Source organism: Alkalibacillus filiformis, assembly GCF_030814115.1.
GTDB lineage: Bacteria > Bacillota > Bacilli > Bacillales > Alkalibacillaceae > Alkalibacillus > Alkalibacillus filiformis.
This window is the reverse complement of sequence record NZ_JAUSUP010000001.1, coordinates 134,695-160,672: the sequence shown is the minus strand read 5'-3', so window position 1 is coordinate 160,672 and position 25,978 is coordinate 134,695. Positions and strand designations below refer to the sequence as shown.

At 38.7% G+C, this 25,978-nt stretch carries 30 protein-coding genes; 10 read left to right on the top strand and 20 right to left on the bottom strand.

The genetic code is table 11. The features are described 5' to 3' along the window. The first annotated feature begins 43 nt into the window (after positions 1-43). Positions 44-505 carry a hypothetical protein gene (locus tag J2R98_RS00995; RefSeq protein ID WP_307065225.1) on the top strand — a complete coding sequence of 154 codons (462 nt, stop codon included), beginning with the start codon at positions 44-46 and terminating at the stop codon, positions 503-505. 1 nt (position 506) lies between these two features. On the opposite strand, the gene J2R98_RS00990 is transcribed toward J2R98_RS00995, so the two are convergent. From J2R98_RS00990 to J2R98_RS00980, 3 genes are all read right to left on the bottom strand, one after another. Beyond that, on the bottom strand, positions 507-1,343 hold the full coding sequence (locus tag J2R98_RS00990; protein WP_307065223.1) for a PepSY domain-containing protein: 837 nt from the start codon (positions 1,341-1,343) through the stop codon (positions 507-509). Between the two features lie 90 nt (positions 1,344-1,433). Then, on the bottom strand, positions 1,434-2,768 hold the full coding sequence (locus J2R98_RS00985) for a sensor histidine kinase (protein WP_307065221.1): 1,335 nt from the start codon (positions 2,766-2,768) through the stop codon (positions 1,434-1,436). Then, a complete protein-coding gene (locus J2R98_RS00980; protein WP_307065219.1) occupies positions 2,752-3,447 on the bottom strand; it encodes a response regulator transcription factor in 696 nt (231 codons plus the stop codon). The genes J2R98_RS00985 and J2R98_RS00980 overlap by 17 nt, the downstream gene beginning before the upstream one ends. 93 nt (positions 3,448-3,540) lie before the next feature. Here J2R98_RS00980 and J2R98_RS00975 point away from each other — a divergent pair, with 93 nt between their 5' ends. Together J2R98_RS00975 and J2R98_RS00970 are read left to right on the top strand one after the other, a co-directional pair. Next, positions 3,541-3,840, top strand: coding sequence for a TIGR04104 family putative zinc finger protein (locus J2R98_RS00975; RefSeq protein ID WP_307065217.1), 300 nt, complete (start codon positions 3,541-3,543; stop codon positions 3,838-3,840). A gap of 15 nt (positions 3,841-3,855) precedes the next feature. After that, positions 3,856-4,245 (top strand): thiol-disulfide oxidoreductase DCC family protein, encoded by a 390-nt coding sequence (locus J2R98_RS00970; RefSeq protein ID WP_307065216.1) that lies wholly within the window; start codon positions 3,856-3,858, stop codon positions 4,243-4,245. 34 nt (positions 4,246-4,279) lie between these two features. Here J2R98_RS00970 and J2R98_RS00965 read toward each other — a convergent pair whose 3' ends face one another. The 7 genes from J2R98_RS00965 to J2R98_RS00935 all read right to left on the bottom strand — a co-directional run bounded on the left by J2R98_RS00965 (position 4,280) and on the right by J2R98_RS00935 (position 11,609). Continuing rightward, positions 4,280-4,459 (bottom strand): hypothetical protein, encoded by a 180-nt coding sequence (locus J2R98_RS00965; protein WP_307065214.1) that lies wholly within the window; start codon positions 4,457-4,459, stop codon positions 4,280-4,282. 254 nt (positions 4,460-4,713) lie between these two features. Continuing rightward, entirely contained in the window at positions 4,714-5,166 is a 453-nt protein-coding gene (locus tag J2R98_RS00960) for an SRPBCC family protein (protein ID WP_307065212.1), read from the bottom strand. Between the two features lie 117 nt (positions 5,167-5,283). Next, on the bottom strand, positions 5,284-6,189 hold the full coding sequence (locus tag J2R98_RS00955; RefSeq protein WP_307065210.1) for a CAP domain-containing protein: 906 nt from the start codon (positions 6,187-6,189) through the stop codon (positions 5,284-5,286). 129 nt (positions 6,190-6,318) lie between these two features. Further along, a complete protein-coding gene (locus tag J2R98_RS00950; RefSeq protein WP_307065208.1) occupies positions 6,319-6,816 on the bottom strand; it encodes a hypothetical protein in 498 nt (165 codons plus the stop codon). 84 nt (positions 6,817-6,900) lie between these two features. Then, complete coding sequence (locus tag J2R98_RS00945; RefSeq protein ID WP_307065205.1) at positions 6,901-8,094, bottom strand: cystathionine gamma-synthase family protein; 1,194 nt, start codon at positions 8,092-8,094, stop codon at positions 6,901-6,903. Positions 8,095-8,112: 18 nt separating this feature from the next. Beyond that, positions 8,113-9,324 carry a M24 family metallopeptidase gene (locus tag J2R98_RS00940; protein WP_307065203.1) on the bottom strand — a complete coding sequence of 404 codons (1,212 nt, stop codon included), beginning with the start codon at positions 9,322-9,324 and terminating at the stop codon, positions 8,113-8,115. 602 nt (positions 9,325-9,926) lie between these two features. Further along, positions 9,927-11,609, bottom strand: coding sequence for a PucR family transcriptional regulator (locus tag J2R98_RS00935; protein ID WP_307065201.1), 1,683 nt, complete (start codon positions 11,607-11,609; stop codon positions 9,927-9,929). 272 nt (positions 11,610-11,881) lie between these two features. Between J2R98_RS00935 and J2R98_RS00930 the strand changes: the two genes are divergently transcribed. Continuing rightward, positions 11,882-12,880 (top strand): permease, encoded by a 999-nt coding sequence (locus J2R98_RS00930; protein WP_307065199.1) that lies wholly within the window; start codon positions 11,882-11,884, stop codon positions 12,878-12,880. A gap of 13 nt (positions 12,881-12,893) precedes the next feature. Beyond that, positions 12,894-13,874 carry a TIGR03943 family putative permease subunit gene (locus tag J2R98_RS00925; protein WP_307065196.1) on the top strand — a complete coding sequence of 327 codons (981 nt, stop codon included), beginning with the start codon at positions 12,894-12,896 and terminating at the stop codon, positions 13,872-13,874. Between the two features lie 256 nt (positions 13,875-14,130). On the opposite strand, the gene J2R98_RS00920 is transcribed toward J2R98_RS00925, so the two are convergent. Next, a complete protein-coding gene (locus tag J2R98_RS00920) occupies positions 14,131-14,385 on the bottom strand; it encodes a hypothetical protein (RefSeq protein WP_307065194.1) in 255 nt (84 codons plus the stop codon). 178 nt (positions 14,386-14,563) lie between these two features. On the opposite strand from J2R98_RS00920, the gene J2R98_RS00915 reads away from it, so the two are divergent. Continuing rightward, positions 14,564-14,806 carry a GlsB/YeaQ/YmgE family stress response membrane protein gene (locus tag J2R98_RS00915; RefSeq protein WP_370871938.1) on the top strand — a complete coding sequence of 81 codons (243 nt, stop codon included), beginning with the start codon at positions 14,564-14,566 and terminating at the stop codon, positions 14,804-14,806. Between the two features lie 80 nt (positions 14,807-14,886). Next, positions 14,887-15,288 (top strand): hypothetical protein, encoded by a 402-nt coding sequence (locus J2R98_RS00910; protein WP_307065189.1) that lies wholly within the window; start codon positions 14,887-14,889, stop codon positions 15,286-15,288. Positions 15,289-15,324: 36 nt separating this feature from the next. Here J2R98_RS00910 and J2R98_RS00905 read toward each other — a convergent pair whose 3' ends face one another. The 3 genes from J2R98_RS00905 to J2R98_RS00895 form a co-directional block, all read right to left on the bottom strand. Beyond that, a complete protein-coding gene (locus tag J2R98_RS00905) occupies positions 15,325-16,692 on the bottom strand; it encodes a dipeptidase (RefSeq protein WP_307065185.1) in 1,368 nt (455 codons plus the stop codon). Next, positions 16,692-17,069 carry an iron chaperone gene (locus J2R98_RS00900; protein WP_307065183.1) on the bottom strand — a complete coding sequence of 126 codons (378 nt, stop codon included), beginning with the start codon at positions 17,067-17,069 and terminating at the stop codon, positions 16,692-16,694. The genes J2R98_RS00905 and J2R98_RS00900 overlap by 1 nt, the downstream gene beginning before the upstream one ends. A gap of 364 nt (positions 17,070-17,433) precedes the next feature. Beyond that, positions 17,434-17,964, bottom strand: coding sequence for a YceI family protein (locus J2R98_RS00895; RefSeq protein ID WP_307065181.1), 531 nt, complete (start codon positions 17,962-17,964; stop codon positions 17,434-17,436). Positions 17,965-18,103: 139 nt separating this feature from the next. On the opposite strand from J2R98_RS00895, the gene J2R98_RS00890 reads away from it, so the two are divergent. Further along, positions 18,104-18,418: a winged helix-turn-helix transcriptional regulator gene (locus J2R98_RS00890; RefSeq protein WP_307065179.1), complete on the top strand. Its 315-nt coding sequence runs from the start codon at positions 18,104-18,106 to the stop codon at positions 18,416-18,418. 388 nt (positions 18,419-18,806) lie between these two features. Then, the gene (locus J2R98_RS00885) at positions 18,807-21,326 is read left to right on the top strand and encodes a S8 family serine peptidase (protein WP_307065177.1); all 2,520 of its coding nucleotides are present in this window, start codon (positions 18,807-18,809) and stop codon (positions 21,324-21,326) included. A gap of 37 nt (positions 21,327-21,363) precedes the next feature. Here J2R98_RS00885 and J2R98_RS00880 read toward each other — a convergent pair whose 3' ends face one another. Further along, a complete protein-coding gene (locus tag J2R98_RS00880; protein WP_307065175.1) occupies positions 21,364-21,600 on the bottom strand; it encodes a GIY-YIG nuclease family protein in 237 nt (78 codons plus the stop codon). Between the two features lie 20 nt (positions 21,601-21,620). Next, positions 21,621-22,463: a gamma-glutamylcyclotransferase family protein gene (locus J2R98_RS00875; RefSeq protein ID WP_307065173.1), complete on the bottom strand. Its 843-nt coding sequence runs from the start codon at positions 22,461-22,463 to the stop codon at positions 21,621-21,623. Positions 22,464-22,770: 307 nt separating this feature from the next. Here J2R98_RS00875 and J2R98_RS00870 point away from each other — a divergent pair, with 307 nt between their 5' ends. Continuing rightward, entirely contained in the window at positions 22,771-23,172 is a 402-nt protein-coding gene (locus J2R98_RS00870; protein WP_307065170.1) for a restriction endonuclease, read from the top strand. Between the two features lie 206 nt (positions 23,173-23,378). Here J2R98_RS00870 and J2R98_RS00865 read toward each other — a convergent pair whose 3' ends face one another. The 4 genes from J2R98_RS00865 to J2R98_RS00850 form a co-directional block, all read right to left on the bottom strand. Further along, a complete protein-coding gene (locus J2R98_RS00865; protein ID WP_307065168.1) occupies positions 23,379-23,897 on the bottom strand; it encodes a GrpB family protein in 519 nt (172 codons plus the stop codon). A 6-nt stretch (positions 23,898-23,903) separates the two neighbouring features. Beyond that, complete coding sequence (locus J2R98_RS00860) at positions 23,904-24,380, bottom strand: GNAT family N-acetyltransferase (RefSeq protein WP_307065166.1); 477 nt, start codon at positions 24,378-24,380, stop codon at positions 23,904-23,906. Between the two features lie 45 nt (positions 24,381-24,425). Continuing rightward, positions 24,426-24,785: a nuclear transport factor 2 family protein gene (locus J2R98_RS00855; RefSeq protein WP_307065164.1), complete on the bottom strand. Its 360-nt coding sequence runs from the start codon at positions 24,783-24,785 to the stop codon at positions 24,426-24,428. 82 nt (positions 24,786-24,867) lie between these two features. Next, positions 24,868-25,974 carry an NAD(P)-binding protein gene (locus J2R98_RS00850; RefSeq protein ID WP_307065162.1) on the bottom strand — a complete coding sequence of 369 codons (1,107 nt, stop codon included), beginning with the start codon at positions 25,972-25,974 and terminating at the stop codon, positions 24,868-24,870. Positions 25,975-25,978 lie beyond the last annotated feature (4 nt).

Below are 25,978 nucleotides of genomic sequence, written 5' to 3'. Positions count from 1 at the left end.
AGGAGTATCTAAATAATAGATTTAGTAAAAGGGGGAGTTATTATTGGATACTAAAAAAACACTAATCACCTCAATCGTTGCAGGACTTCTGGTCATCGTTCTATTTACGGTTATTTATACGGAACCAGAACCTGAAGCTGAATCGTTTGATGAAGTCTTCTTAAATCAATTAGATGAAGTTGAGGAGATCAATATTTTAAGTGGTAGTGGTGCTGAAGGTTCACAAGAAGTACAAGTAGAAGATTCTGAAGTTATTTCTCAAATTTTAGATGACTTTTCTGACCTTGAAATTAGACGAACTGATTCAAGGGTTGATGCTTCAAGTTACATTATATCCTTTGATAACTATATCATTGAAATGTCAGAAGAAGCCGTCATGTTTTTCACTGAAGATGGTGTAGCAGCTTATGAAATTGTAAGCGAATCTAATCATCTTGATACAATCGAAAATGACCTTGAGTGGGAAGAAGTTGACGTAGAAGACATAGAAGAAGAGGAAGAATAAGTCATTCTTCCTCTTCTTCACTTTCGTCATCATCATTTTCTTCTTCACGTTCTTCCCAAGCAACCGAATGAATTTCACCTGAAAAAGCATTAACTTGTGCAATTGCTTGCTCTTCCTCATTAAGAACAACTGTCATAAAGTAATACAAGCTACCTTCCACTTCACGAAGGTCAACGCCTGTTACATCACCTTCAATTTCACTTAAGACAATTTCAACCGCTTCTTCTTCAGAGACGACTGTATCAGGAGTTTTAGCTTCAGACTGTAAAGAGATCACAGTCCCTTCATACGCATCAATCATCATTTCATATACCATTTCTTCATCTTCAATAATTAACTGATAATAAGGCTCATCTTCATCCATTAAGTTAAGTTCGGTAATGTTTCCTTCCTGTTCATTTAATGCGATCGACGTTACTTGATCATAAGATAAGATCGTTGGTTCTTCTTCATCAGCCGGCTCTTCTATCTCTTCTGTACTTTCTTCATCCTCTTGTGCTTCTTCAGATTGATTTTCTTCTACTTCGGTTTCTTCATTAACTTCTTCTTCATATTCGTAAGCTTCTTCACGCGTTAACTGTTCAACATGACCTCGTTGTTTTTCAACAGAGACACGGTAAACGCCTGTTTTTAATTCAACCTCAAACTCATAATGTGACGTCGTTTCATGCACCCCTTTAATCTCACCGTCAAACCGCTCACTTACATGCTGCTCTGCTTTTTCACGTGACAGTTGTTCAGCTGAAGCTGGGGAAAAAATAAATTGTTGTGCTATTACGAATATGAAAATTGTTAATATGAACCCACCTACTAACCAAGCGACCTGTCTTCGTTTCATGTTAACCATCCTTAATATTTAAAAACTGTAAGCCGTATAATTGTTACCATCACTATACCGCACAAAGATTAAAATTTAATTAAAACCCGCTTAAAAATACAACTTAATTGTCGTCCCTTGACCCTCTACACTCGTTAATCGTAAGTCAATATTTAAAGCATGGCTAATTTCTTTTGCCAGCGTTAACCCTAGACCACTACCACCTGTTTGTCGATTCCTCGCTTCATCAACTCGGTAAAACCGTTCAAACACTCTTGATTGATAATCTTCGGGAATTCCAACACCATAATCCTGAATTGTGATCACTGACTTTTGTTCACCTGATAAAATAAGATCAACAGGCTCTTCACTATATTTCAACGCATTATCCAATAAAATGTATAACAGTTGTGTCAATTTTTGTTCATCTGTTTCAACTTCAAATGATTTGTCCACATCGACCCGGATCTCTCTGTTATAAGCGTGTGCTATATGACCACTAATAGTTTGCAACAAACTTTTCAGATTCACTTCATCATTACGGATTTGCCAATCTTGGTCTCGTTTAGCTAGCAACAACAATTGCTCAGTTAAATCTTTCATACGTGTAGATTCAGACGCAATGGCCTCAATCGCTTCTTCAACCACTTCTGGCCGTTCAAGTCCTCGCCTCTTAACTAAATTAGCGTAAGACTCAATTACCGTAATTGGCGTTCTAAGTTCATGAGACGCATTGGAAACAAACTGTTCTTGTTTTTCATAGTGTTCTTGAAGTAAAGCGATCATGTCATTAAACGTCTCTGTCATCGTGTATAGTTCATCTTTTGATTGACGCTCAAGCGGTATTTGTTTAAACGTTTGACTTTCTTTAATATCATTCATCGTTTGAATAAGCGATTGAATAGGGCCTAATATTAGATCAGCCAAAAGTTTACCCGAAACAATAACCGGCACGACACCAATTAATACAACAAACAGTAAGACAAGTTGTAAGTTGTTTAGTGTTTCATCAATATGCGATAAATTTTCAATCACTTGGATGTAAACAACTTGTCCATCTTGCCAAATCATCGGTTCTTGGACGATAGCTAACGTTTGATCACTTTGTAAAAGTTGAACGAAACGCCCACGCTGCTCTGGCATCGTCACATCAAACAACGTCATTTGTTCTCCCGATGTAACTGACGTCATCATATTGTAATCCGAATCGAGTACACGAATTGAGCCGTTAGAAGGTACATAAGCACGAAGCAAATCATCGACTGGGATGTTAGCCTCAACATCTGTTAAATTAGTAACCATGTTTGTAGTGTCAACTTCAAGCCGATCTAACTCACGTTCATAAGTATGGTCTGCAAACAAATAATAAATAGCACCAGCAAATGCAATTAACAATAATATAAATAGTCCTGTCGTATAGACGAAAATTTTATTTCTTAGCTTCATAAGCATCCTTCATCACATAACCAACACCACGAACCGTATGGATTAGTGGCTTTTCATCAGTTAAATCGACTTTTCTTCTTAAATAACGAATATAAACATCGACCACGTTCGTATCACCAACATAATCATAACCCCATACAGTATCTAATATTTGCTCGCGCGTTAGAACTTGTTTACGATTTTCCATTAAATACACTAACAAATCGAACTCTTTTGGTGTTAGTTCCATTGAGCGTTCCCCACGATAGACTTCGCGCGTTGATTGATTTAATTTTAATTCATCAAATGTCAGCCATTCACCTTGTTCTACTTCTTGTGTATTGCTCTTTAAATGAACACGAATCCTGGCTAATAACTCCTCAATTTGAAACGGTTTAGTAACATAATCTTGCGCACCAGAATCAAGTCCAGTCACTTTATCCTCAACCGCATCTTTAGCTGTTAGCATAATGACTGGCGTCTTTTCATCATCTTTTCTCAAACGACGTAGCAATTCAATTCCACTCATTTCTGGAAGCATAATATCGAGTAAAATTAAATCCCATTTTTGAGTACGGAACTGTTCAAGCGCTTCATAGCCTGTCTCAGCTTTTGTTACGTCATACCCTTCAAAATCAAGCTCGAGCTCTAACACACGAGCAATTTTCGCTTCGTCTTCAACGACTAAAATTTGCGTCATCTAATCACCTACTAAACGTTATTTAACGTCTCTTGTTATAAAATATGATACCATAAAGAGGAGTAAACGTTACATAAAGAGGTGCTAGCAACTATGTTAACTTGTGCAAATTGCCAATATGAATTCAAATACAAAGAGGCTCTTCCGTTTAGTTGGAAATCTCGAGTCGGTCATCAGTGTCCTAGCTGTGGTGAAACACAATATTACACAGCCAGCAGTCGTAAAAGATCTTTTAACATGACGATTATCGCGTTTATTTTGATTGTTTTTCTTAATGCAGTTAACGTTCCATTTGTGTGGGTTGTTGCTTTTGCAGCAGTCATTATTGCAGCGATGATCTTATTATCACCATTTATTTATAAGCTATCGAATGAAGAGGAACCAATGTGGTAGTTGAAAGGGGATTTTATGAAGGTTGTTATTCTTTTTGACGGTGTTTGTAATCTTTGCAACGGTGTCGTGCAGCTTTTAATTAAACACGACTCACAGGACCACTTCCGCTTCGCCGCTTTACAAAGTGACTTTGGTGAACGTGTTACCAGTCAAATCGACCAACACGATTTAGACTCCATTATTGTAATTACAAATGGTAAGATGTACACAAAATCTTCAGGTGCACTTCAAATTGTTAAAAAGATGGACGGCGCTTGGAAGTATCTTTATGTGCTTCGAATTATTCCTAAACCGATAAGAGACCAGTTGTACGATTTCTTGGCTCGCAATCGCCACAAAATCTTCGGCAGACGGGATTCTTGCATGATGCCAACACCTGAGTTAAAGCAGAAGTTTTTGGATTAGGTAAAATTAAAAGCCCACAAAAAAAGGACTAGCTCTAAAGCAGTCTTATATGATCTTCTTTATATAAAAACAAGAAGTAAATAATGATCGGTACGAATAAAATAACAGAAAATACAGACCCTATTCCATATTGATCATAAACGACAAACGGGTCCACTAAAAGCGAAACAGCAAAAGTAATCATTAAAATATTAACTGTCGTTTTTTCACTCAAAAATAAAATCGCATAAACATCTGGTAGACTGATAAGGAAAGAAATGAGATACACGACCCCTTCGGTAATGAAAAATAAAGAACCAACGGCAGAAATAATAAAAGTAAATTTAAGTACTTTGTATACAAACGTCCATCCAAGTCATATAATGCTCCAACCTACAAAATTTCAAACTATTTCAACAATATCATAATTTTTGCAACTGAAAAACCCCACTCTTTCAAGTGGAGTTCTTTTAATTATATTAATAAATACTATTTCGCCACTGCCACTTCACAAATACGATCGGATACAGCAGTCGTTAATCGTTGTGAGGTTTGTGGTACAAGACTTTTTAATACAGAGTTAATGACTGGCCCTTTCATCCCTTTTGCTGTCACATCTAAGCTTCCACTTATTTGAGTGCTTGTGTCCAATATTTTTCGCGCTTGAAAGTATCCATGTCCAATTACATTTTCATTAATTCCTATCAGTTTGAAGGTTACTTTCTCAGGTTCAACCCATTCTTGAATTTCCACTTTTAATGAGACCGTTTTATACATTTTTCCGACTTCACCTTTAAACGTCCACGTTGAATGACGGTCGTTAATAATTTCATGATGCATGTAACCAGGAACTAACGGTGCCCAATTGTCCATTTGACTAACGAACTTCCAGACGACATCGATCGGAACATTTACTTCTACACGGTGCGTACCACTTGGCATGAAGCCATCAACTCCTATTGTCTAATTACGTTTCAATATATGCACATGCCTATTTGTCCTATAACAAAAAGTTAAGCACGTGAAAGCTTTTAAATTCGCTCACGTGCTTAAGGCTTTTTATTTAACAATAAACATTTGCGTCCAATATGGGCTCATGTTACCACTGTCTTCATACCCCACTCCAATATGTGTCCAAGATTCATTTAAAATATTCTCGCGGTGTCCTTCACTGTTCATCCAGTTATTGACGGCTTCTTCAGCTGAATGTTGTCCAGCTGCGATATTTTCTGAAGCGCCTGTATACGAGACATCATAATGATCTAACATATCAAATGGAGAACCATAAGTTGGTGAGTTATGGCTAAAGTAGTTATTATCAGCCATATCGACTGACTTACGTTGTGCAACGTCTGTTAGTTGTGTATCTAACTCAACTGGGTTTAACCCGTGCTGTTCACGTTGTTCATTCGTTAAACGAACAACTTCTTCAATAACACTGTGGTCTGTTTGTACATCAGGTGTTTCGTCTTGCTGTCCATCTTGCTCTCTCGCTTCCTCACTACGGTCAGGTGTTTCTTCTTGTTGTTGGTCCTGACCACGTTGTTGCTCTTGTTGATCCTGTTGGCCTTGTTGGTTACGGTCACGACGTTCAGTTTGTTGTTCACGATCTTGACCACCTAAAATATCACCTAAACCACCTTGGCCTTGTTGACCCTGTTGCCCTTGTCGTCCACTTCTTCGGTTATTAAAGTCGAATGGCTGCCAATCATTGACGTTTTCACGTCCACGAAGCTGATAATTAATATCATCATTTTCATAAGGGAAACGTAAATTGTCTTGGTTTTGTCGGTTATAGTAAGGGTGTGTATTACGATTTCCATCTTGACCATCACCTGTGCCAAGTCGTGTTATATTAGTATCGTCACCTGCTTGACGTTGTGCACCATCTTCACCTGCTTGACAGGCTGTAAGTAGCAATGTCAAAGCAATAAGGCTAATAATAAAAGCGTTAAACTTCTTCATCTTGATGCTCCTTTCTTTTTCTTGTTGCACTCCTATTTTTAGATTTAAGAAAGAAAATATACCGCAGTCAAGATGGTAATATTTAAACGAATTGGCTATTGTCAAAGTTACCTTCAAATCAAGCTTTAATTACTCAACGGATTCTGCAACACCCATTAATTTATAATGTCTTATTTCAGGACGATAACCATTTAACACAAAGCTATAAGTCACATCATTTTTCACCATATAAAGCCAACTGACATGAGGATCAGCGCTTTCTTCAACATCAAATAAATACACTGTTGTCCCATCTTTAAGTGAGCGTTGTTCACTTCTACTCGGCACCTCAACAGGGTCATTTAATATATGAATACGAAAAACACGCTCATCATCTTCACCAATAAGCGCGATCGAAAGACCTTGTTCAGATACTCTTCCTAAGTACGTCTCAGCAGGAAACGGAATTCTTACCGGCAAATTAATATCGTGATCGAATGTTTCATCAAATTCCTCTAGAGCTGTCAAAAGGTCTGTATAGCCTAAACGTTCGTATAATTGTTCAATCGAAAATTTCAATTCCTCTTGTGCATAACTAATGGGTTGGAAGGTAAAAGTAATAATTAAAACAAGAGCGATTAACCTCATGCGATCACCTCTACTTTTAAGCATGGCTTGTCTTAGGAAAAAATATGCAAAAAGTCGCCTCCTGTATAGAGACGACTTTTGAATTTAAACATATAACTCTTTCGGTAATTTTTTAAAAGCTTGATCAATATCATTTATTAAATCATCAATGTCTTCAATGCCTGCTGAATAACGGATTAATCCTTCTGGAATTCCCATAGCTGCACGCTCTTCAGGTGTACATTCTACGTGGCTCGTTGTTCTAGGCGGTCCGACGATCGTTTGCACACAACCGAGACTAGCGGCTTTTTTCGCTAATTTCATATGGGGCAGTAAGTGATGCACCGTTTCTAATCCACCTTTAACTGAAAAGCTAAGCATACCGCCGAAGCCTTTCATTTGTTTTTTGGCAATGTCGTGACCTTTATGATCTTGTAATCCTGGATAAAAGACATCCTCAACCCATTCATTTGTTTTCAAATATTGTGCCACTTTCATTGCATTTGCATTTTGTTGCTTCACTCTTAAATGAAGTGTTTTCATTCCTCTTAATAACAAATATGATGCCATTGGACTAAGTGTCGCTCCGTTAATTTCACGATAATGATATATTTGATCGATTAAATCTTTCGCACCACAAACCACACCACCTAACGCATCTGAATGGCCACCTAAATATTTTGTTGCACTGTGTAGCACCAAGTCTACCCCTAACTCAAGTGGATTTTGGTTAACAGGTGAAGCAAATGTCCCGTCAATGATGACTAAGGCACCAACATCATGACCAGCTTTTGCAACGCGTTTAATGTCGATGATTTTTAACGTCGGGTTTGTCGGTGATTCTAAATACAACACTTGGCAACCATTTGCAATCTCACGTTCAATTTCTTCATGATCGTCTGTTTCACAAAAGACGACATCAACCCCACTTTTCGGTAAAAACTCGGTGAAAATTTTGTTCGTTCCGCCGTACGTATCTTTTATCGTCACGACACGGTCACCCGGTCGTAAAAATGTGTTTAACGTATTGGAGATTGCGGCCATCCCTGTTGAGAAGCTAGTCGCCGCTTCTGCTCCTTCTAATTCTTTTACTTTATCTTCAAATGCCTGAGTTGTTGGGTTAGTATTTCGACCGTAAATATGACCTTCACGCTGCCCTGTTGCGATCGCGTGCCACTCATCCATATCTTCATAACCGTAAGACACACTATGGACGACTGGAACTTGTGTTGCTCCGTACCTTAGCTGCTCTTGTTCTCCGGACCATAATGCTTTAGTACTTGGTTTGTATTGTGTCATTGTAACCCCTCCTAATTTTTAAGAAATAATGCCACTACTATTATCGGGGAAGTGGAACGGACTATTAACGATTAATTCACGTGGATAATTCGTTAACATGTCGACCCCATCTTCAGTAATGACAAATGACTCACTCATCTCAATTCCGTCATTTTCAAACCATAAGCCCGGAATAAAATGAAACGTCATGTTCGGTTTCAGTTCTGTTTTGTCTCCTTTTCGGATGCTTGCCGTATGCTCACCCCAGTCAGGCGGATAATTTAACCCCATCGAATAACCTAACCGCGATTCTTTTTCAATGCCATATTTACGTGTTGACTCACGCCAAGCTTCTTCTAACTCTTCTAAATAAATGCCAGGCTTCGCTCGATCTAACACATTTTCAATACCTTCACGAACAATGTGTCCTAAACGCTCTAACCGTTCTGGCGGTGGACCAATTGATACTGTTCTTGCAAGTGGTGCATGGTAACGCTTATAACAACCAGCAAGCTCGATAATAACTGCATTACCTTCTTCAAAGTAATTTTCCGACCAAGTTAGATGTGGCGTTGACGTGTTCTCTCCAGTTGGAAGCATTGGCACAATCGACGGATAATCACCACCAAACTCATCTGTCCCTTTTATTAATTCATAATAAATGGCCGCTGCTGCATCATTTTCCCTTGAACCTGTATGAATGGCTGCAACTGCTGCATCCATCGACTGCTCAGCAATTTTACCCGCACGGCGCATGAACTCTATCTCTTGATCTGATTTAATGATGCGAACCCAATTGACAAGTGACGTCGCATCTTTAAACGTCGCATTAGGTAATTTTCGTAACAACGTCATGTACGCCTTTGCTGAGAAATAATATTGATCCATCTCCACTCCAATGTGACGGTTGCCATGCCCAATTTCATTAAGAATCTCTGCAATAAACTCCATAGGGTGATATTTTTCTGAATGAACGTAATAATCCGGATATGACATGATGTTTTCATCGTACATCCATGTTGTTGCTTTAGCTCCATTCGCATCCATTAAGCGCCCAATCCAAATCGGCTGCGGTTCATCAATAATGACAACCAACATTTGATGAACGTAAAACGACCATGCATCATATCCCGATAAATAATTCATATTGGCAGGATCAGTAATCAGTAACACCTCAATCCCTTCCCTTGCCATCCGTTCCTTCGTATTTTTCAGCCGCTCTTGATACTCTAAAATATCAAACGTCAGCATGGTAAAAGCCTCCCTTCTCTTAAATGACTGAATTTTTAAATTATTTGTTACTGCTATTATATTGCGGAATAAGGCTGTTTGATAATATACAAAGTGTATGAACTTTTGAACGTGTCTTTTATACACTTTTGCAATGTGGTTTAGTAAAGTGGAGTTTTATGGGGTTAGTGCTGTATTAATGGTGGGTTGTTGCTGGAGTTGTGGGGGTTATTACCGAATAGGTTGGCTTAATGCCGAATAAGTGGAGATTAATACCGAATAGACATGCTTTATTACCGAATAGAGAAGATTATTACCGAATAGAGAAGATTATTACCGAATAGACACGCTTTATTACCGAATAGAGAGGATTATTACCGAATAGACGTGCTTTAGTGCCGAATGGAATAGGGTTAATGTCGGACAAACTATCATAAGTGTCGGATGAAGACGCATTAATGCCGGACAAACGGTCATTATTGACGGATAAAACACTTTTAATGTCGAACGAACACCACTTATTGTCGGACGATACCAACATAGCAAACTGAAACACAAGAGCTGCCTTTCCTGAAACCAAAACAAAACCCCAGAGATTTTCACTCTGAGGATCACACAATCAATTATTTAAATTGTTTCAACAGCCACAACCGCACGCTTAGCTCTAATAAAAATGAATCGTCTGCTTCGACTAAGGTTAGGCCGGTTAAGTTTTCGATATTGCGTAGGCGATACAAAAGTGACTGGCGATGCAGGTTCAATGCTCTTGCTGTTTGGCTGACGTTGCCTTTATATTTTTGATACGTCATAAATGTATGAATGAGGTCTGTTTGGCGCTTGCGGTCATACTCAATTAGCGGTTCGATCGTCTCTTGCACCATTTTAATCAATGACTCGTTACTAGCAACATTCATAAGCAATCGGTTGACCTTCGTTTCTTCAAAAAATGTCCGCTCGCCGAACCCATGTTCTTCTGTATGAATATCTAAGGCTGTACGCGCTTCATGGTAGCTTTCGTAAAAGGATCGTAAGCCTTGATTATGCAAACCAACGCCCCACGCGAAGTAAACATGCGCTAGCTGGTCGTGTAACCGTCGTTCAACCATATCTAAAAAGTGGTTGACCGTTTCTTGGTAGCCATTCTCTTCTATTTCTAAAAAGATAATGACTTCACCTTCATCGAATGATGACATCGTTTTGCGCCCGAGTTGCTGACTCGCGTGCGTCACTTCTTTTTGGACGTAATAGTTCAAACTGTGCAAAGACGAACGCCCAGGCTGATCTTGTTCATCATTCCACGTTGGGTCTTCCTCTTCTACAACTCGAAAATCACCGACCAAGCACGCGTATGGCAAGGCTAAGTCATAGCCTAACAGCTCACCTTTTGATAACATTTTCGCATCGAGTGGGGTATCATCTTTAGCTAACTGCAAAACGAAATTGTCCTTCAACCTAATCTCAGTCATTTCCACTGCATTCTCAGTTAAAAAATATAACGCACAAGCTGTTAACCCATGCTCTAACGCGTGCATCGTAAACCAATTCAGTTCATCAGACTTCTTTGGCATAAACAATAAATAGCCTTGCTTTTTATTATTTGAAAAGATCGTTAATTCATAGCACATCTTACCGTCAACGTTGTATTGGTCCAAATGGTGATACAACGGGTGCTCTGCCAAAGGAACATCTGGCTTTTCTAACTTCTCAACAGAAATGTCACCCTCCTCATTTAACGCCTCAATGACAGTTGAGTCAAAATCACAATTTGCTCTCACAATCTTTTCATCATCACTGATTGCTACTGGAATCCCCGTAGCGTCATACAATAAATCCATTAACTCTTCTAAAGAACCGCCATTTAATACACTATTCGTTAACGTTTGCCGTAAATTTTCAGCTTTTTGCCTTTTTTGCTCATTCTGTTCATTAATCACTTGTAATACATCATGAATAACGTTAGAAAAACGGGTTTTCCATGGGACTTCAATTAAAGGGAAATTATATGTTGTAGCAAGTTCCAAAACGTCTTTAGGAATGTTAGATACATATCGCCCTGTTGCTACAGTCAAAGCCGTTGCACCAGATTGAATCACATCTTCGACAAATGAACGAAACAACGCCGGGTCTTCCTCACATCCCATTCCAGTCGTTAAAACAAACTCATGCTTTCTTACAAAGTTTTCAACTGGAACTTCGATGACGGAGATCCACTCAATAAGTTTATGCGCTAAGTCTTTATGACCAGTATGAACGACTGCCTCTTTCATCACATCAAGATCCAACACATCACTTACTCGCACACCCATGTGATCACCCTTTTTCTCTTTTGACATCTTTGTATTAATTATAGTGATAAACCAAACATACAGTCAATTTAGAAAATTGATATATTTTGTAAGACTTTCTTCCCTAATTGTTGGTATAGAGTTTACGTTTTCGTAACAATTACGATTTACTACTTTACAATCTCTACTTATTTTTAGATAATTTAGTCTAGCAAATATTTAAATCTATTATTTATGTCATATAAACTATAGAATATTGGTAGAATATAAAAAAGAGATTAAGGAGTTCAATTATGAAAGGTTTTCTTCGAGAAGGGGTTATTTACGCGCTTTTGTTTCTCATATTTTTCGCCTTTTTATTCGCTGATACATTGGCATTAGATGACCGTTTAAATATACCAAACCGCGTTCTAGATTTTAATACAATTTTCTTAAGTATTTTTCTAGAAGCGATTCCGTTCGTATTACTCGGTGTGTTCGTCTCATCAATTATTCAAGTATTCGTTTCAGACCAAACGATTCAAAAATACATACCGTCTAACCCACTCGGGGCTATTTTTCCAGCGGTTATTGCGGGGGCTATTTTTCCGATTTGTGAATGTGCGATTGTTCCGATCGTAAGACGTCTAATGCAAAAGGGGATGAAACTGCACGTTGCGATGGTCATTCTCGTATCGGCACCTGTTTTAAACCCAATTGTGCTTTTATCTACATTTTATGCATTCTCATCGGACTTAATCGTCGTTTATGCTAGAATGGGGTTAGCATTCTTAATCGCTATGTTAGTCGGTTTAGTTATTTATGCGCTTTACCGAAACAAGATGAACCCACTTCGTGAACAGTTCGGTGCAATTACACACGAACATCAAGCGAACCGTTCATTTGCACAAAAAATTAAAGATATTTTTTATCATGCTAGTGATGAATTTTTCACGATGGGTAAATTTCTATTAATTGGTGCAGCGTTTGCAAGCTTTATTCAGACATTCTTAGCACGTGAAGTATTAGTCCAATTCGGTATGGATCCGTTCTTAGGTCCAGCTGTTATGATGGCGTTTGCTTATTTCTTATCATTATGTTCAGAAGCTGACGCATTCGTTGGTGCTTCATTGAGCCAAATTTTCTCAACGTCATCGATCGTTGCTTTCTTAGTTTACGGACCAATGATGGACTTAAAGAACACGCTATTAATGCTAGCTTACTTTAAAGCGCGTTTTGTCTTTACATTAATTGCTGTGGTCACATTCATTGTGTACCCAGTCATTCTCATATTCCAAGCCTTAATGTTTTAGGGAGGTATTTTAGTTGAGTAAAACAACACATTTATTTATTCGAGGCGTTATTTTACTAGGTTTTACGATGCTGTTGTTCCAATTGATTTGGACAGGTGACATTAATCGGTTTATCGCCCCACGAATGATGCCATACTTTTATTTTGCTTTAATCGTCATGGGTGTTTTAGGGACGATTCAATTGTTTAGAAACGATATAGATGATCACGACCACCATGAGTCGTGCCATTGTGCACATGACCATGATTATCAAGGGTCTAAGAAAAAATTCGCGTTCATTTACGCGCTGTTTATCATTCCGATCTTTACTGGCCTTTTATTTTCAGGTCACGTATTAGGTAGTTCACAAGCTCAAACGATGGGCTTTAAACATGAACTGCGTCTTGCAACAGAAACAGGAATTTACGCTAATAACGAAGAAAGCCAGCAAGTCGCTCAGCAAATTGAACAAGACCGGGAAGAAAGTGCTACTGACAATAATGATTCAAGTGGAATTCCTGAAATCGATGAAGATGAAGTACCTGAAGAGTATCGCGAACACGATGAGGAGCGAAATATAGAAGTCCTTACACCTGAATCGATGTACCCTGAATTAAAAGAAGAAATGTTAGCAACTGACCACATTGTCATGACCGAAGATAATTACGTTGGTGTCATTTCATTACTTGAAGAGAACCCTGATGCTTACGTCGGGAAAGAGCTAACAATTGAAGGGTTTACTTTTAGAGAATCTGACTTTTCGAATGACCAACTCGTCGTCGGTCGTTTTGGGATCACATGTTGTACAGCTGATGCAGGGATCTTTGGCCTGTTATTAGAAGACGATCGACTACAAGAAATTCGAGACGACACATGGCTTCGCGTAACAGGAACAATCGAAACAATCGAATATAACAACTGGCAACTTGCCACTTTAAAAGACATTGAAATCGAAAGAATCGACCAACCTGATGACCCTTACGTTTACGAACAATTCGATTATAGCGAACTATAACAAAAGGCCGTTCCTTTACAGGAGCGGCCTTCTTATGTTTACTTATAGATCACCATCGCCGAAAAATAAAACATCGTACTCGAAAATTTCACATCAATCACTTCAATATGTTGACTGTTTAAAACGCAACTTTATGTAATTAGTCTAATAAACTAGCATATAATATGAATAAAAAAGGAATCACCAAAGTGACTAACACTAGCCTTTGGAAACTCCTTTAACTTGGTGTTTATTTCTAGACATAGGCATCTTTAACTTATACCTGCTGAATGAATAGCACACCAGCAAACACCGCAATTAAAACTAATCCAGCAAGCGACAACCATTTTCCAACATTCCCTCTGTTATAAAGAAAGACGAAAATGAAATAGATCGCAACTGCCGCACCGAAAAATGCATACGCTTCAATTAATTCAGACTGCGTGTAAATATGAGCATAAAATACAAAATAAAGCACGAGTGAAACTAACGAAACTAAACCAATAGAATATAAAAGCTTCGAAATACCCATGACAATTCCTCCAATTATTTCCTTGATTTCATTATACAAATTTATTTTGAAAATTTCCACATGCATATTGTCCGTAGTTTAAACCAGACTTATTAACCCTATCCCTTTATGTTTAAAATCATGGTGATTGAGGTAAACATTGATTAACCTCTCCCAACTGAAAGGAGCGATATTTATGATGGAACTTATTATATTAATTATTGTAGGAGGCCTAATTGGCTGGGCTGGTGGGCTTTTAATTGGTGGCACGCCAGGTGGTATTATCGGTAACATTATTGTCGGTTTCATTGGCGCATGGATTGGACACGGTTTATTCGGAACGTTCGGGCCTGAAGTAGCTGGCTTCGCGATTTTTCCAGCCATTCTCGGTGCGATGATTCTTGTTGCCATCTTAAGCTTAATTATGAAAATAGTAAGATAGACCAACTCTATTATTTTTAATCATAATTAACCTCCAGTCTCATATAAATTTAGTAACGATACTAGACTGGAGGAATGATGATGGCTAACTCAGCAGAGGTGAAACTATCAGAAGAAGATCTACAACGTTTCTACGACTTAAATAATGAAAAGCAAGAGATCGAAAAAGAATTAAAGCAACTCAAGAAGCAAATCCACCACTATTTTGACCAAACGTTTGGCTCAGGTGAAAAAGCAGAAGTGAAGCTAGGTAAATATAAAGCTCAACGCTCAATCCGTGCTTCTGTTAAATATGACGATGAGAAGACGGTTGAAAAGCTTGAAGAGCTTAATTTAAAAGAATTTATCGTTGAAGTAAAACAGCCCGACACAGATAAGCTAGAATCAGCGATGAAACTTGATTTCGTTGATGAACAAGACTTCGCTGAATGTAAAAAAGAACGGATCTCACAAGCGATTACTGTCAAAGAATTAAGCATATAAAAAAGTAGCACGGACCATATCCGTGCTACTTTTATTTTACTCACCTAATAAATAGAAATAATGCGCTAGTGTTTCCATGCCTTGATCGAAGTTTTCTAAATGGAAATGCTCATTCGGCGCGTGTAAATTTTCATCTGGTAAACCAAAGCCCATCAATACAACTGGCACATCTAAAATGCGATCTAATTCCGCGACGATTGGAATTGATCCACCACCACGAATGTACGCTGTATCATTTTGATAAACCGTTTCATAAGCTTGAGCTGCTTTTTGAATAACCGGATGATCAAATGGCGTAACATATGGTTTACCTTTATCAAACGGCTTCACTTCTACTTCAACGCCTTTAGGAGCATTGTCATACACATGCCGCGTTAGTTGTTCAACGATATGATCAGGATTTTGATCAGGTACTAAACGGCACGTAATCTTCGCCGTTGCTTCATTTGGTAGCACTGTCTTAATTCCCTCTCCTTGGAAACCACCATATAAACCATTCACTTCAAGCGTTGGACGAACTGACGTGCGCTCAACGTAAGAATAACCCTCTTCCCCATCTAAGTCAGACACACCTAATTCACTTTTCAGCTTGTCCTCATTAAATGGTACTTGCGCTAAGGCATCACGCTCATCTTGAGATAGCTCTGGAATGTCACGATAAAAGTCTTTAACTTGAATGCGATTGTTCTCATCACGGAATGAGTCTACAATTTTCACAAGTGCGTGAATCGGATTAACAACACCGCCACCATATTCACCTGAGTGTAAATCGCTATTGGCACCTTTTACATCAATTTGAATGCCTGCAAGCCCACGCAAACCATATGTAATCGTCGGCTTACCTTTTTCAACTAAAGCTGAATCTGATACGACAACTAAATCAGCCTTTAGCATATCCGCGTGCTCTTCAGCAAACTTCGGTAAATTCGGACTACCAATCTCCTCTTCACCTTCAATTAACACTTTGAAATTAACAGGGGGCGTCTCATCTTGACTGATTAACGCTTCCATCACTTTAAGGTGCATGAACACTTGCCCTTTATCATCTGTTGCACCACGGGCATAGATTTTATTATCACTGAACGTCGGCTCAAACGGCTCAGAGTCCCATAAATGAACAGGATCCACTGGCTGCACATCATAGTGGCCGTAGACTAAAACCGTCGGCGCATTGCCATCTGCTATGTATTCCCCGTAAACAACCGGTTTCCCATCTGACTCCATCACCTTAGCTTCGTGAAAACCAATATTATTTAGCTCCTCTTGCACCCACTCAGCCGCTCGCACCGTATCGTCATGATACTCCGATAACGCACTGATACTTGGAATCTTTAAAAAATCTTCTAACTCTTGCAAATGACGCTCACGATTGTCTTTTAAAAATTGAATCACTTGTTCCTTCATCATCCATCCTCCCGCCAAAATTTAGTATAATCAGCTTTATCTTCAATATTAAACTCAATCAATTGTCTTAGCAATCCATAATCGATGTCATCTTTCCACTTAATCCGAAAAAGCTGACTCGTCGAACTATACCCAGCGCTCTTAATTTCACTAGCAAACCGTTCGATCATCATTTTCTCAGGCGCAACCGACATATGCTGCTTAGCGATGCTAAAGGCAATAATGAATGTGCCGTTATTTGTAAACATCGGCTGATTCCACTTGATGTCAGAATCAAGTTGAGGATACTCATATTGCACCCAAGCTAACACTTCATTCATCCGCTCACGCTGTTTTTCATCATCTATACTCGTTAAATAATCAGCAAAAACTTCCATAATCAGCCTCCTTTTCTCTATTATAAATTAATCTGGGATAAAATTCATATCGACTTGAACACGTTGCGTGTCGATTATCGGCGTTCGCTGATAATCTTTCGTGAGTGCCGATAAATTTCTGTGAACGCTGATAAACTCATGCGGAGCGCCGATAAATCTTTCCGAGCGCTGATAAACTTCCATGAGTGCTGATAAACTCATGTGGAGCGCCGATAAACTAATCCGTGAGCGCCAAAATACACTTCGCGAACGTCAAATAATTCTCACGAGCGCCAAAATATACTTAGCGAACGCCAAATCACAACCTGAAAAACCAAATAAAAAAGCGCAAGGATTCTTCTCCTCACGCTTTAAACTCTATCAATTACTCTTCAATAACAAATTCGAATGCTGCTTGTAGCTTAACTTCTTTACCAATTAAAACGCCACCTGTTTCTAGTGGAGCGTTCCAAGTTAAGCCGTAGTCTTCGCGGTTTACTGTTCCTTCAACATCGAAACCAGCAACCATGTTACCGCCCATTGGATCTTTCGCAACACCGTTTGCTTCTACTTTAAATGTCTCTTCATTCGTTACGTCTTTAATTGTAACGTCTGCTGTTACTTCGTATTCTGAATCGCTTATTTTCTTAACTGATTTACTCTCTAATGTAATCGTTGGGTAATTCTCTGTATCGAAAAAGTCACCTGACTTTAAGTGGCCATTACGATCTTCATTGTTCGTGTCAATTGAGTCAACTTGAATTGTCGCTTTAACACTCGCGTTTTCTAAGTCTTTAACATCCCCACTCACTTGAACGTCAAAATCTTGGAATTCACCCTTCGCCTTTGATACCATCATGTGCTTTACTTGGAAAGCAACTGAACTATGCACTTTGTCTAATGTAACATTTGCCATAAATAAAACTCCTCCTCTTTTTGTAATTAACTTACTTTATGTAAGTAAGTATAAATAATATAGTTAATATAGTCAAGTAAGTTTATTATTTTCTTTTGATGAATTTTTGGTTATAATAGAATATAAGAGGTGAAGACCTATGGATCAAACAATTTGCCCTAGATTTGAAAAAGCTATATCCATTATGAACAAGCGTTGGACAACATTAATTATTTTTCAGCTACTGGAAGGATCACAACGCTTTTGTGAGATAGAATCATCAATAGGTGTAAGTGGACGCGTCTTATCCGAGCGCCTAAAAGACTTAGAAAAAGAAGGAATCGTCAAACGCTCCGTATACGATGAAACGCCTGTGCGTATCGAATATACCCTAACTAAAAAAGGTGAATCTCTTAAACCAGCCCTAGACCAAATTCAAAAATGGGCTGAAACTTGGGTTGAACCTAGCGAGTAATTTAGCCTAGTGAAATGTAATTAAATCGAATCCTTTCCAGTAAGTTCAAGTCCTTGATATTAATCAGGGGCTTTTTTTTATTGTTATATCCCAAAAACTTTTAGCGCATTTCTTCCCCTTTCGTTAATCCACGTCGAAACTATAGTCATTTCGTCTCTCTAACTTTTGTCGAACCTAATCGAATTCATAGCCAAAAAGTTATAAGACACTTGATACAAAAGAGTTCAATCTACTTTGCATAATATTCTAGTTTTTAGTTCTTTTGTCTCAAGGAAAACTTTAAAACTAAGACGAAATAGTTATATGTACCTTTTTATAAATTTAATAAAGGAGGTTCAAAGAAAGGTATTATTATTTTATTAAAAAAATTATGATGGAGGGAATGCATTTGAGAAAAGCATTAAGTAAACCGATTTTAATCTTACTTACAATTATGCTTGTGTTTGGTACTATGGCCTTTCCCAATGGTGACTTGCAAGCAAACTCAGGCGATCTACAACGTTTAGGTACGATTCATGGTGAGTTTGATCATGACTCTGAAGAGCCGGTGACGGTGATTGTTGAGTTAACAGAACGTTCAGTTTTACAAGCAAAACATAATAACGAACAACAAGATAGAGGTGACTTAGCAGCTGTCAGACAACAAGTGATGGATGACGTTTCTGAAGCTGCACCTAGTAGTGAATTCGCACGTGAATATGACTACGTATTTAGCGGATTCTCTGTTGAGGTTAAACAAAACGAATTACGTAGCTTAGCTGCTGTTGATGGTATTAAAGCAGTATACCCTAACGTTGAACACCAAGCTGAAGTGATCGAGTCAACTGAAATTGGTGCTCATGAAGTTTCTCCAAATATGATGGACAGTGCTCCACATATTGGCGCTGACCAAGCTTGGGACGAGTTAGGTTACACAGGTGAAGGTGTGACAGTGGCAGTCATTGATACAGGTGTTGACTACACCCACCCTGACTTAGAGCATGCTTTTGGTGAATACAAAGGTTGGGACTTCGTGGATAACAATGATGACCCACAAGAAACACCAACTGATGATCCACGCGGTGCTTCTACTAACCACGGGTCTCACGTAGCTGGTACAGTTGCTGCTAACGGTCTGATCAAGGGGGTTGCACCAGATGCATCATTACTTGCTTACCGTGTTTTAGGACCAGGGGGCAGTGGTACAACAGACAATGTCATTGCTGGTATTGAGCAAGCAATTATAGATGGTGCTGATGTTATGAACTTATCTTTAGGTAATACATCAAATGACCCTGACTTTGCGACATCACTTGCACTAGATACAGCTATGGCAGATGGTGTTGTAGCTGTAGCATCTAACGGTAACAGTGGTCCTGCTGATTGGACTGTTGGTTCTCCAGGTACTAGCCGTGATGCAATCTCTGTAGGTGCGACTCAGTTACCTTACACATTATTCGATGTAGGATTAACGTCCTCAGAATCAACTGATTATGAGACTGCTAATGTTATGGGACATCCAAGTGAAGATGCTTTATTAGCGTTAAATGGGAATAATTTTGAAGTTGAATATGTAGGATTAGGTAGTAGTGAAGAAGTTGAGGAAGCTGATTTAGATGGAAAAATTGCCTTAATCAAACGTGGTGATTATCCATTTGTTGAAAAAGCAGCTAATGCAGCTGCTGCAGGAGCAGTTGGAGCCATCATCTTTAATAATGTTGATGGTGAACAACCTGAGATTCCAGGCATGGCAATCCCAACGATTAAAATGTCACTAGAAGACGGAGAAACAATGTTAGAAGAAATGAATGTTGAGGTCAGCGATAACGACGACCAAAATGGTAACCGAGGTAATCGTGGTAACCGTGGTGGAAACAACAAAGGTGACGACAGCAGTAATGACTACACAATCTCTTTCAATATTGAAGAGGTTGGTTTGATGGGAGAAACTGTAGCAGATTTTTCTTCACGTGGTCCAGTTACTGAGTCTTGGATGATTAAGCCTGACGTTTCTGCTCCAGGTGTAAACATTACAAGCACAATCCCAACCCACAACCCAGATGAGCCTCATGGTTATGCAGCATTCCAAGGTACAAGCATGTCAGCTCCACACGTAGCTGGTGCTGCAGCATTACTTGTTCAAGCTCATGGTCATTGGGACACTCAACAAGTAAAAAGTGCATTAATGAACACATCTGAAACATTATATGATGAAAATGGAGAACGTTATCCACACAATACCCAAGGTGCAGGAAGCATTCGTATTGTAGAAGCTCTTCAAACTGAGACACTAGTTGCAAACGGCTCATACTCTTACGGTACATTTGAAAAAGACAATGGTAAGCAAGAAAGAAAAATGAAATTCGATATTGAAAATTTAACTGATGAACGTAAACGATATAATATCGATGTTGAATTTTTCGATGGAGATGACCACATTAAAGTAAGCACTAGTAACAACTTGCGCGTTCACCCTAATAGCACACAAGAAGTGAATGTCGGTGTACAAGTAGAAACTAGTGAACTAGAAGCAGGTTACTACGAGGGATTAATTACTCTATCTAATAATAATGAAACCATTGAAGTCCCTACGATCTTATTTATTCAAGACCCATATGAAGTGTTCCCTGGCTTAACAGCTCTATTTGATTCAGGTGGATTCACTTTAGAAGATGGGATCTTTGACATTCTAGTTAACTTAAATGTCGATGTAGATTATATTGAAACTATGATTTACACAGGGGGCTTAGCTCCAATTGCTTTGATTGATGTACAAGAAGACCTCCCAGAAGGTGAAAACAACTATCAAATTGATGCCAACTGGGCTTTAGATCAATTACCAGCAGGTGAATACGCTCTTATCGTTTGGGTTGGTAAAGAAGAACACAGCGAAGAAGGTTGGATCTTAGGCTACTTTGATCTAGAATAACCTATTAAAAAAGGATGAGCCCCGCGCTCATCCTTTTTTATTTAACTAACTCCTCTTTCTCCCGCTTACTCAACTTCTTAATCGCCACTTCCCGCTTCATAGCCTCTGATCTCGTCTCAAACTCTTCCTGGTAAACGAGCTGAACCGGAAGTTTCGCCCGCGTATATTTTGCCGCTTCACCAGTTTGATGCTTAGCCACACGGGACTCAACATCATTCGTATAGCCTGTATATAACGAGCCGTCTTTGCAGCGCAACATGTAAATGTAATACATCCCTTTAACTCCTCTTTCTATTACTCTTGCAAAAGTTTTCTTGCCCTTAATCTAACCCTCTCCAAATACTCCTCACTCACATCCGGCGCACCACCGCGCAAAATTTCCGTCAAATAATGATCCGGCGGCGCGATCTCATCTTTTTTATCTATCACAATAAAAGTAAGCATCGGGACCAAATCACCGCGGAACTTCACATCCACTATCGCTGGACGATACATCTCCGAATGCACGCCTTCACGTTCATATAAATAATCACGTGCTGCTTCGGTAATTTCATAAACAACCCCTTCGACCGCTTCTCCTTCAGCTTCCACGATGTCAGCGCGTCCTCCATCAGGTCGATTCACCGTAAACTGAAGTTCATATCCATCCAAATGACCGACACCTAGTCTATCAAACTCTTCAAGCTTCCCAGCCAAATTAATTCGCTCATCATCCATACACGACCCATACGCAAAATAATACGGCACGTTACCTTTTAATTGCTGGTCCAATCGCCAGTCACCAAATGGCACCTCATCCAAACCTTCAGCCTTCCAAGATTCATAATAATATGTATAAGCCTCAAGCGTGCCAAAATCTGTCTTCACTTCAATGACTTTTCGCTCATAATGCGAATCACCACCAGGCATGTACCCTTCTAGTTCATCAATTTTTTCTAAAAGTTCACTCGTAACACTGTACACTTCACCGTAAACCGTCTGATCAGAATCCAATACTAACGCTGGATAACCATTCGTCGTATCAACTAAACGCCCTGTCACCCACGTCTCTTTTGCCAAACAATGCGAACCTTCAATTAATCTATGATTTCGCTCATTATACAATAAAGTCCCATATACAAACACGTATTGCTCCATCGCTACCCCTCCTACTTTATCTATTATACTAATTCAAAATACGCTTACTGTCACCGTTTCAACTGCAAACTTTTTGGCAACAATGATAATGAAAAGGAGTGATTGCATGCTTCAAACAGCGTTAACCGTTGTCCTTCTTATTGGCGCAATTCATTTGCTGATTATCATACGAAAAAAACACAAACGAAACAAGCAGTTATATGAACTGCTAGATCAAAGCGAGGATTTAAAACGCACCCTTGCCATGGGACTCTACTACCGCTTCAATTTTAAGAAAGATTCCGAAACAGGAGAATTCACCGATAAAGTGAGTAACCTATTTATCCAACAAGTTAGTTATGAATTCGAAGACTTTGTAGCTGAAGTGATGAAAACGAAGTACGGAGGCGAGACGACTGTAACTGGAACGATCGGCGACTACGGCGTTGACATTCGACACCACCGCGAAGACGGACTGTACCTTGGCCAGGTCAAAGCATACAAAAATAACGTCTCATTCGATCCCATAGCCATCATCCATTCCAATATGGTCCAAGAAAAAGCTGAAGGCGGATTCATCGTCACAACAAGCGACTTCACGAACCAAGCCCGAAGATACGCCAGTTCACTCAACATCGAACTAATCAACGGCGAACAACTCGTCAATTATTTAATAGAAGGATTAAAAGACGAAGAAAAAGAACTCGTCGGCCAGCCGAAAGAGGCATAAGTCAGTTGTGGGATTTAGGCGAACGCTTAATTAATTGAGCGTTCGCCTGATTATTTAAAAATTCGCCTGAATAATAAAATTTTCGCCCGATTATTAAAAATTTCGCCTAATTATTTAGAATTTCGCCCGATTATTAATCACTTTTGCTAGAATATCAAGACTCATTGTACAAAAGAAAAAGTTCAGCTCAACACGGCTAAACTTTTTCACTCTGAATTAATACCCTTATACCAAAGAAGTGCTTTCTGTTCCATTTCACTAACAAACTTCTTTTTAGCAAGACTATATCCGTTTGTAGTATCGTAACATTTCGCCAAGTCCTCTTTGAAGCGACTATACCTATTGGCTTCTTGAGGGTGGACTCTTAAGTAATCCCTAAATACTAAGTGCCTTTCAATTTCAGGGTGATCAAATTGATAAAAATGAATGTGGTGAGTTCTGTTTTCCCCTCCCTTTCTAAACAGCCTTCTACCGACAATCCCCCATTCCCCAGCAACATCATACCCAAGTGAATCCATATGTCTATTAAATGAATCAATCTTCTCTATGTTTTTAACTATGCACATCATATCGATAACAGGCTTTGCTTTCATTCCTTTTACTGATGTACTGCCAAAATGTTCAAACCTTATAACTTCGTCTCTAAAAATCGTTTCAAGGTATTCAGCTTCTGCCTCAAACATTTTAGGCCAATTTTCATTATAATCAGCAAGTCGAACTTTCAAATTACTCTAATCTCCTTTCCGACATTCATACTCCATTCTCTGAAATTCAAAACAATCATCATTCGTCTCTTGCATAAAAATATTAATCTCCTTAAAGCCAACCTTTTTATATAAGTTGATCGCCCTTTGATTAAAAGTTGCTACTGATAAGGTAATTCTCTCAGCTTCGAATTCTTGAATTACAAATTTAATGCCTTCATTCAAAAACTTAAGTCCGTTCCCTTTACCTGTTAAATCAGGTTTCATGCCTAAACCAATATCATATGTATGTTCATATACTTTATTCACGCTAAAAAAGCCGATTAGATCGTTATTACTCATCACGGCATAAGTAGATTTACCACGTGATTCTGGATCGACAAATTCACTTAAATCTTCTTCATCAGCAACCATATCATAAAAAGAATACTCACCGTCATAGCGCCAATTAAAGGCAATGTCTTCTGCTTGTTTTTGAGTCATAACCTTGATTTGATAACTCATACCCGTCTCCTACCAATCTAATTGGTTGTAATAAATTTCAATCTATTAACCTGTGTTAGTTCCTTGGTGAAAAGTCATTTGCCATTTCTCATTATTCAACTTCCATACAGAACTACGTAAAGAGAATTTTTGTTTACTTTCTATAAATATCTTAAACGTAGTTAGAACACATGTTGGTGAAAGGTGCTTTATTTGAAAGTTACTCAATGTAATTCCAGGGTCATCTTCACTCGGTAAACGCTTTAATATATTTTCTTTATCATAAATTACTCCAGTACTCGAAAACTCTACAAAATCATCAGCAATTAGCTCATTTAAAGTTTCAGCAGACTTACGAACTTCACCTTTCAGCAAAGTTGCTTCCAAAGAATACAAATGCTCAGTTAGCTCTTTCTTGTGATCCATCCAAAACACTTCCCTTTAAATCAACATTTCTTTTTGTTTATCTTTTCCACTATAAAAGGTATCTCCATCAAATCTTCTATCTTTAATTGGAGCCGTCCCCTTCCTTCAATTTTATATATGGCCTTAATAAATAACTTGCTACTCTCAACGGATTGATCAACCTAGTTTGAAACAATTTTTCACCAATGTTCCCTTGGAGTGCGTGGACAATTCGATCCAATCCTTCATTGGATAATTGCTCCATACTTCTCCGTAAAACTAGCGAATCATCATAGCTTTTACGAAGAGGTTTCATTAACTCTTCATATTTCCCTAAACCACATAAATCATAAGCAGCATATACCCCACTTAAAATGGAAGCATATTGCCCAAAGCCTAAAAAGGGCATCATCGTTCCGAAACAATTCCCAACGTAGAACGTATTACCAACCCGCGGTGACTGGCAAATACCCATAGAATACTTGGTTATTTGAAACTGATCAGTTATCGGTAATTGTTGGTTAGTTTGAGATCTGACTTGATCATAAAATTGATCCCATAAATTATTGATTTCAACATCCTTATTTTTTGGTAAGTCTGGAATGGCTAAAGAGATATTGGCTTCTTTATCTGAATAGGGTATAAGATAACAATAACCAAAAGGTGCAAGATCATAATCAACCCATGCCGTAACAGAATAACGGTCAAATTCCCCTTCGACTGTCGCACCTTTTATAGAAACCGTTAAATCCTCTCTGTAGTTTCTAGTCTTTTTTGCATATTCCCCGTCACCAGTTGCCAAAATAACATGGGAATAACTTGACAATAACTGTTCATACGTTTTCTCGGAATTAAAGTGAATGGGTGTTTGGGTTTGCTTTTCTAGCTGAGATTCAAATGAATCTTGCTCTCTTCCTCGTACATTGGAAAACCCTAGGTGACCTTCGATGACTGCTTTCTCATTTTTTGATATAATTTCCATTTTTTGAACACTTGAAGTAGGATTAAGGTATATTCCATACTCTTCCGATAATGATGCGATACAATCATGAACAGGCCTAGAAAGAATGGACAAAAGTACTTCTGCATTAACAAATCGATCCCCTACACTGCTACGCTTTTCAAATATAGTCGGGGTAATCCCATTTTTCTCAAGTGTAATAGCACAAGCTAGGCCAGAAAGACCCGCACCCATAATTGCAACGTTCATATAT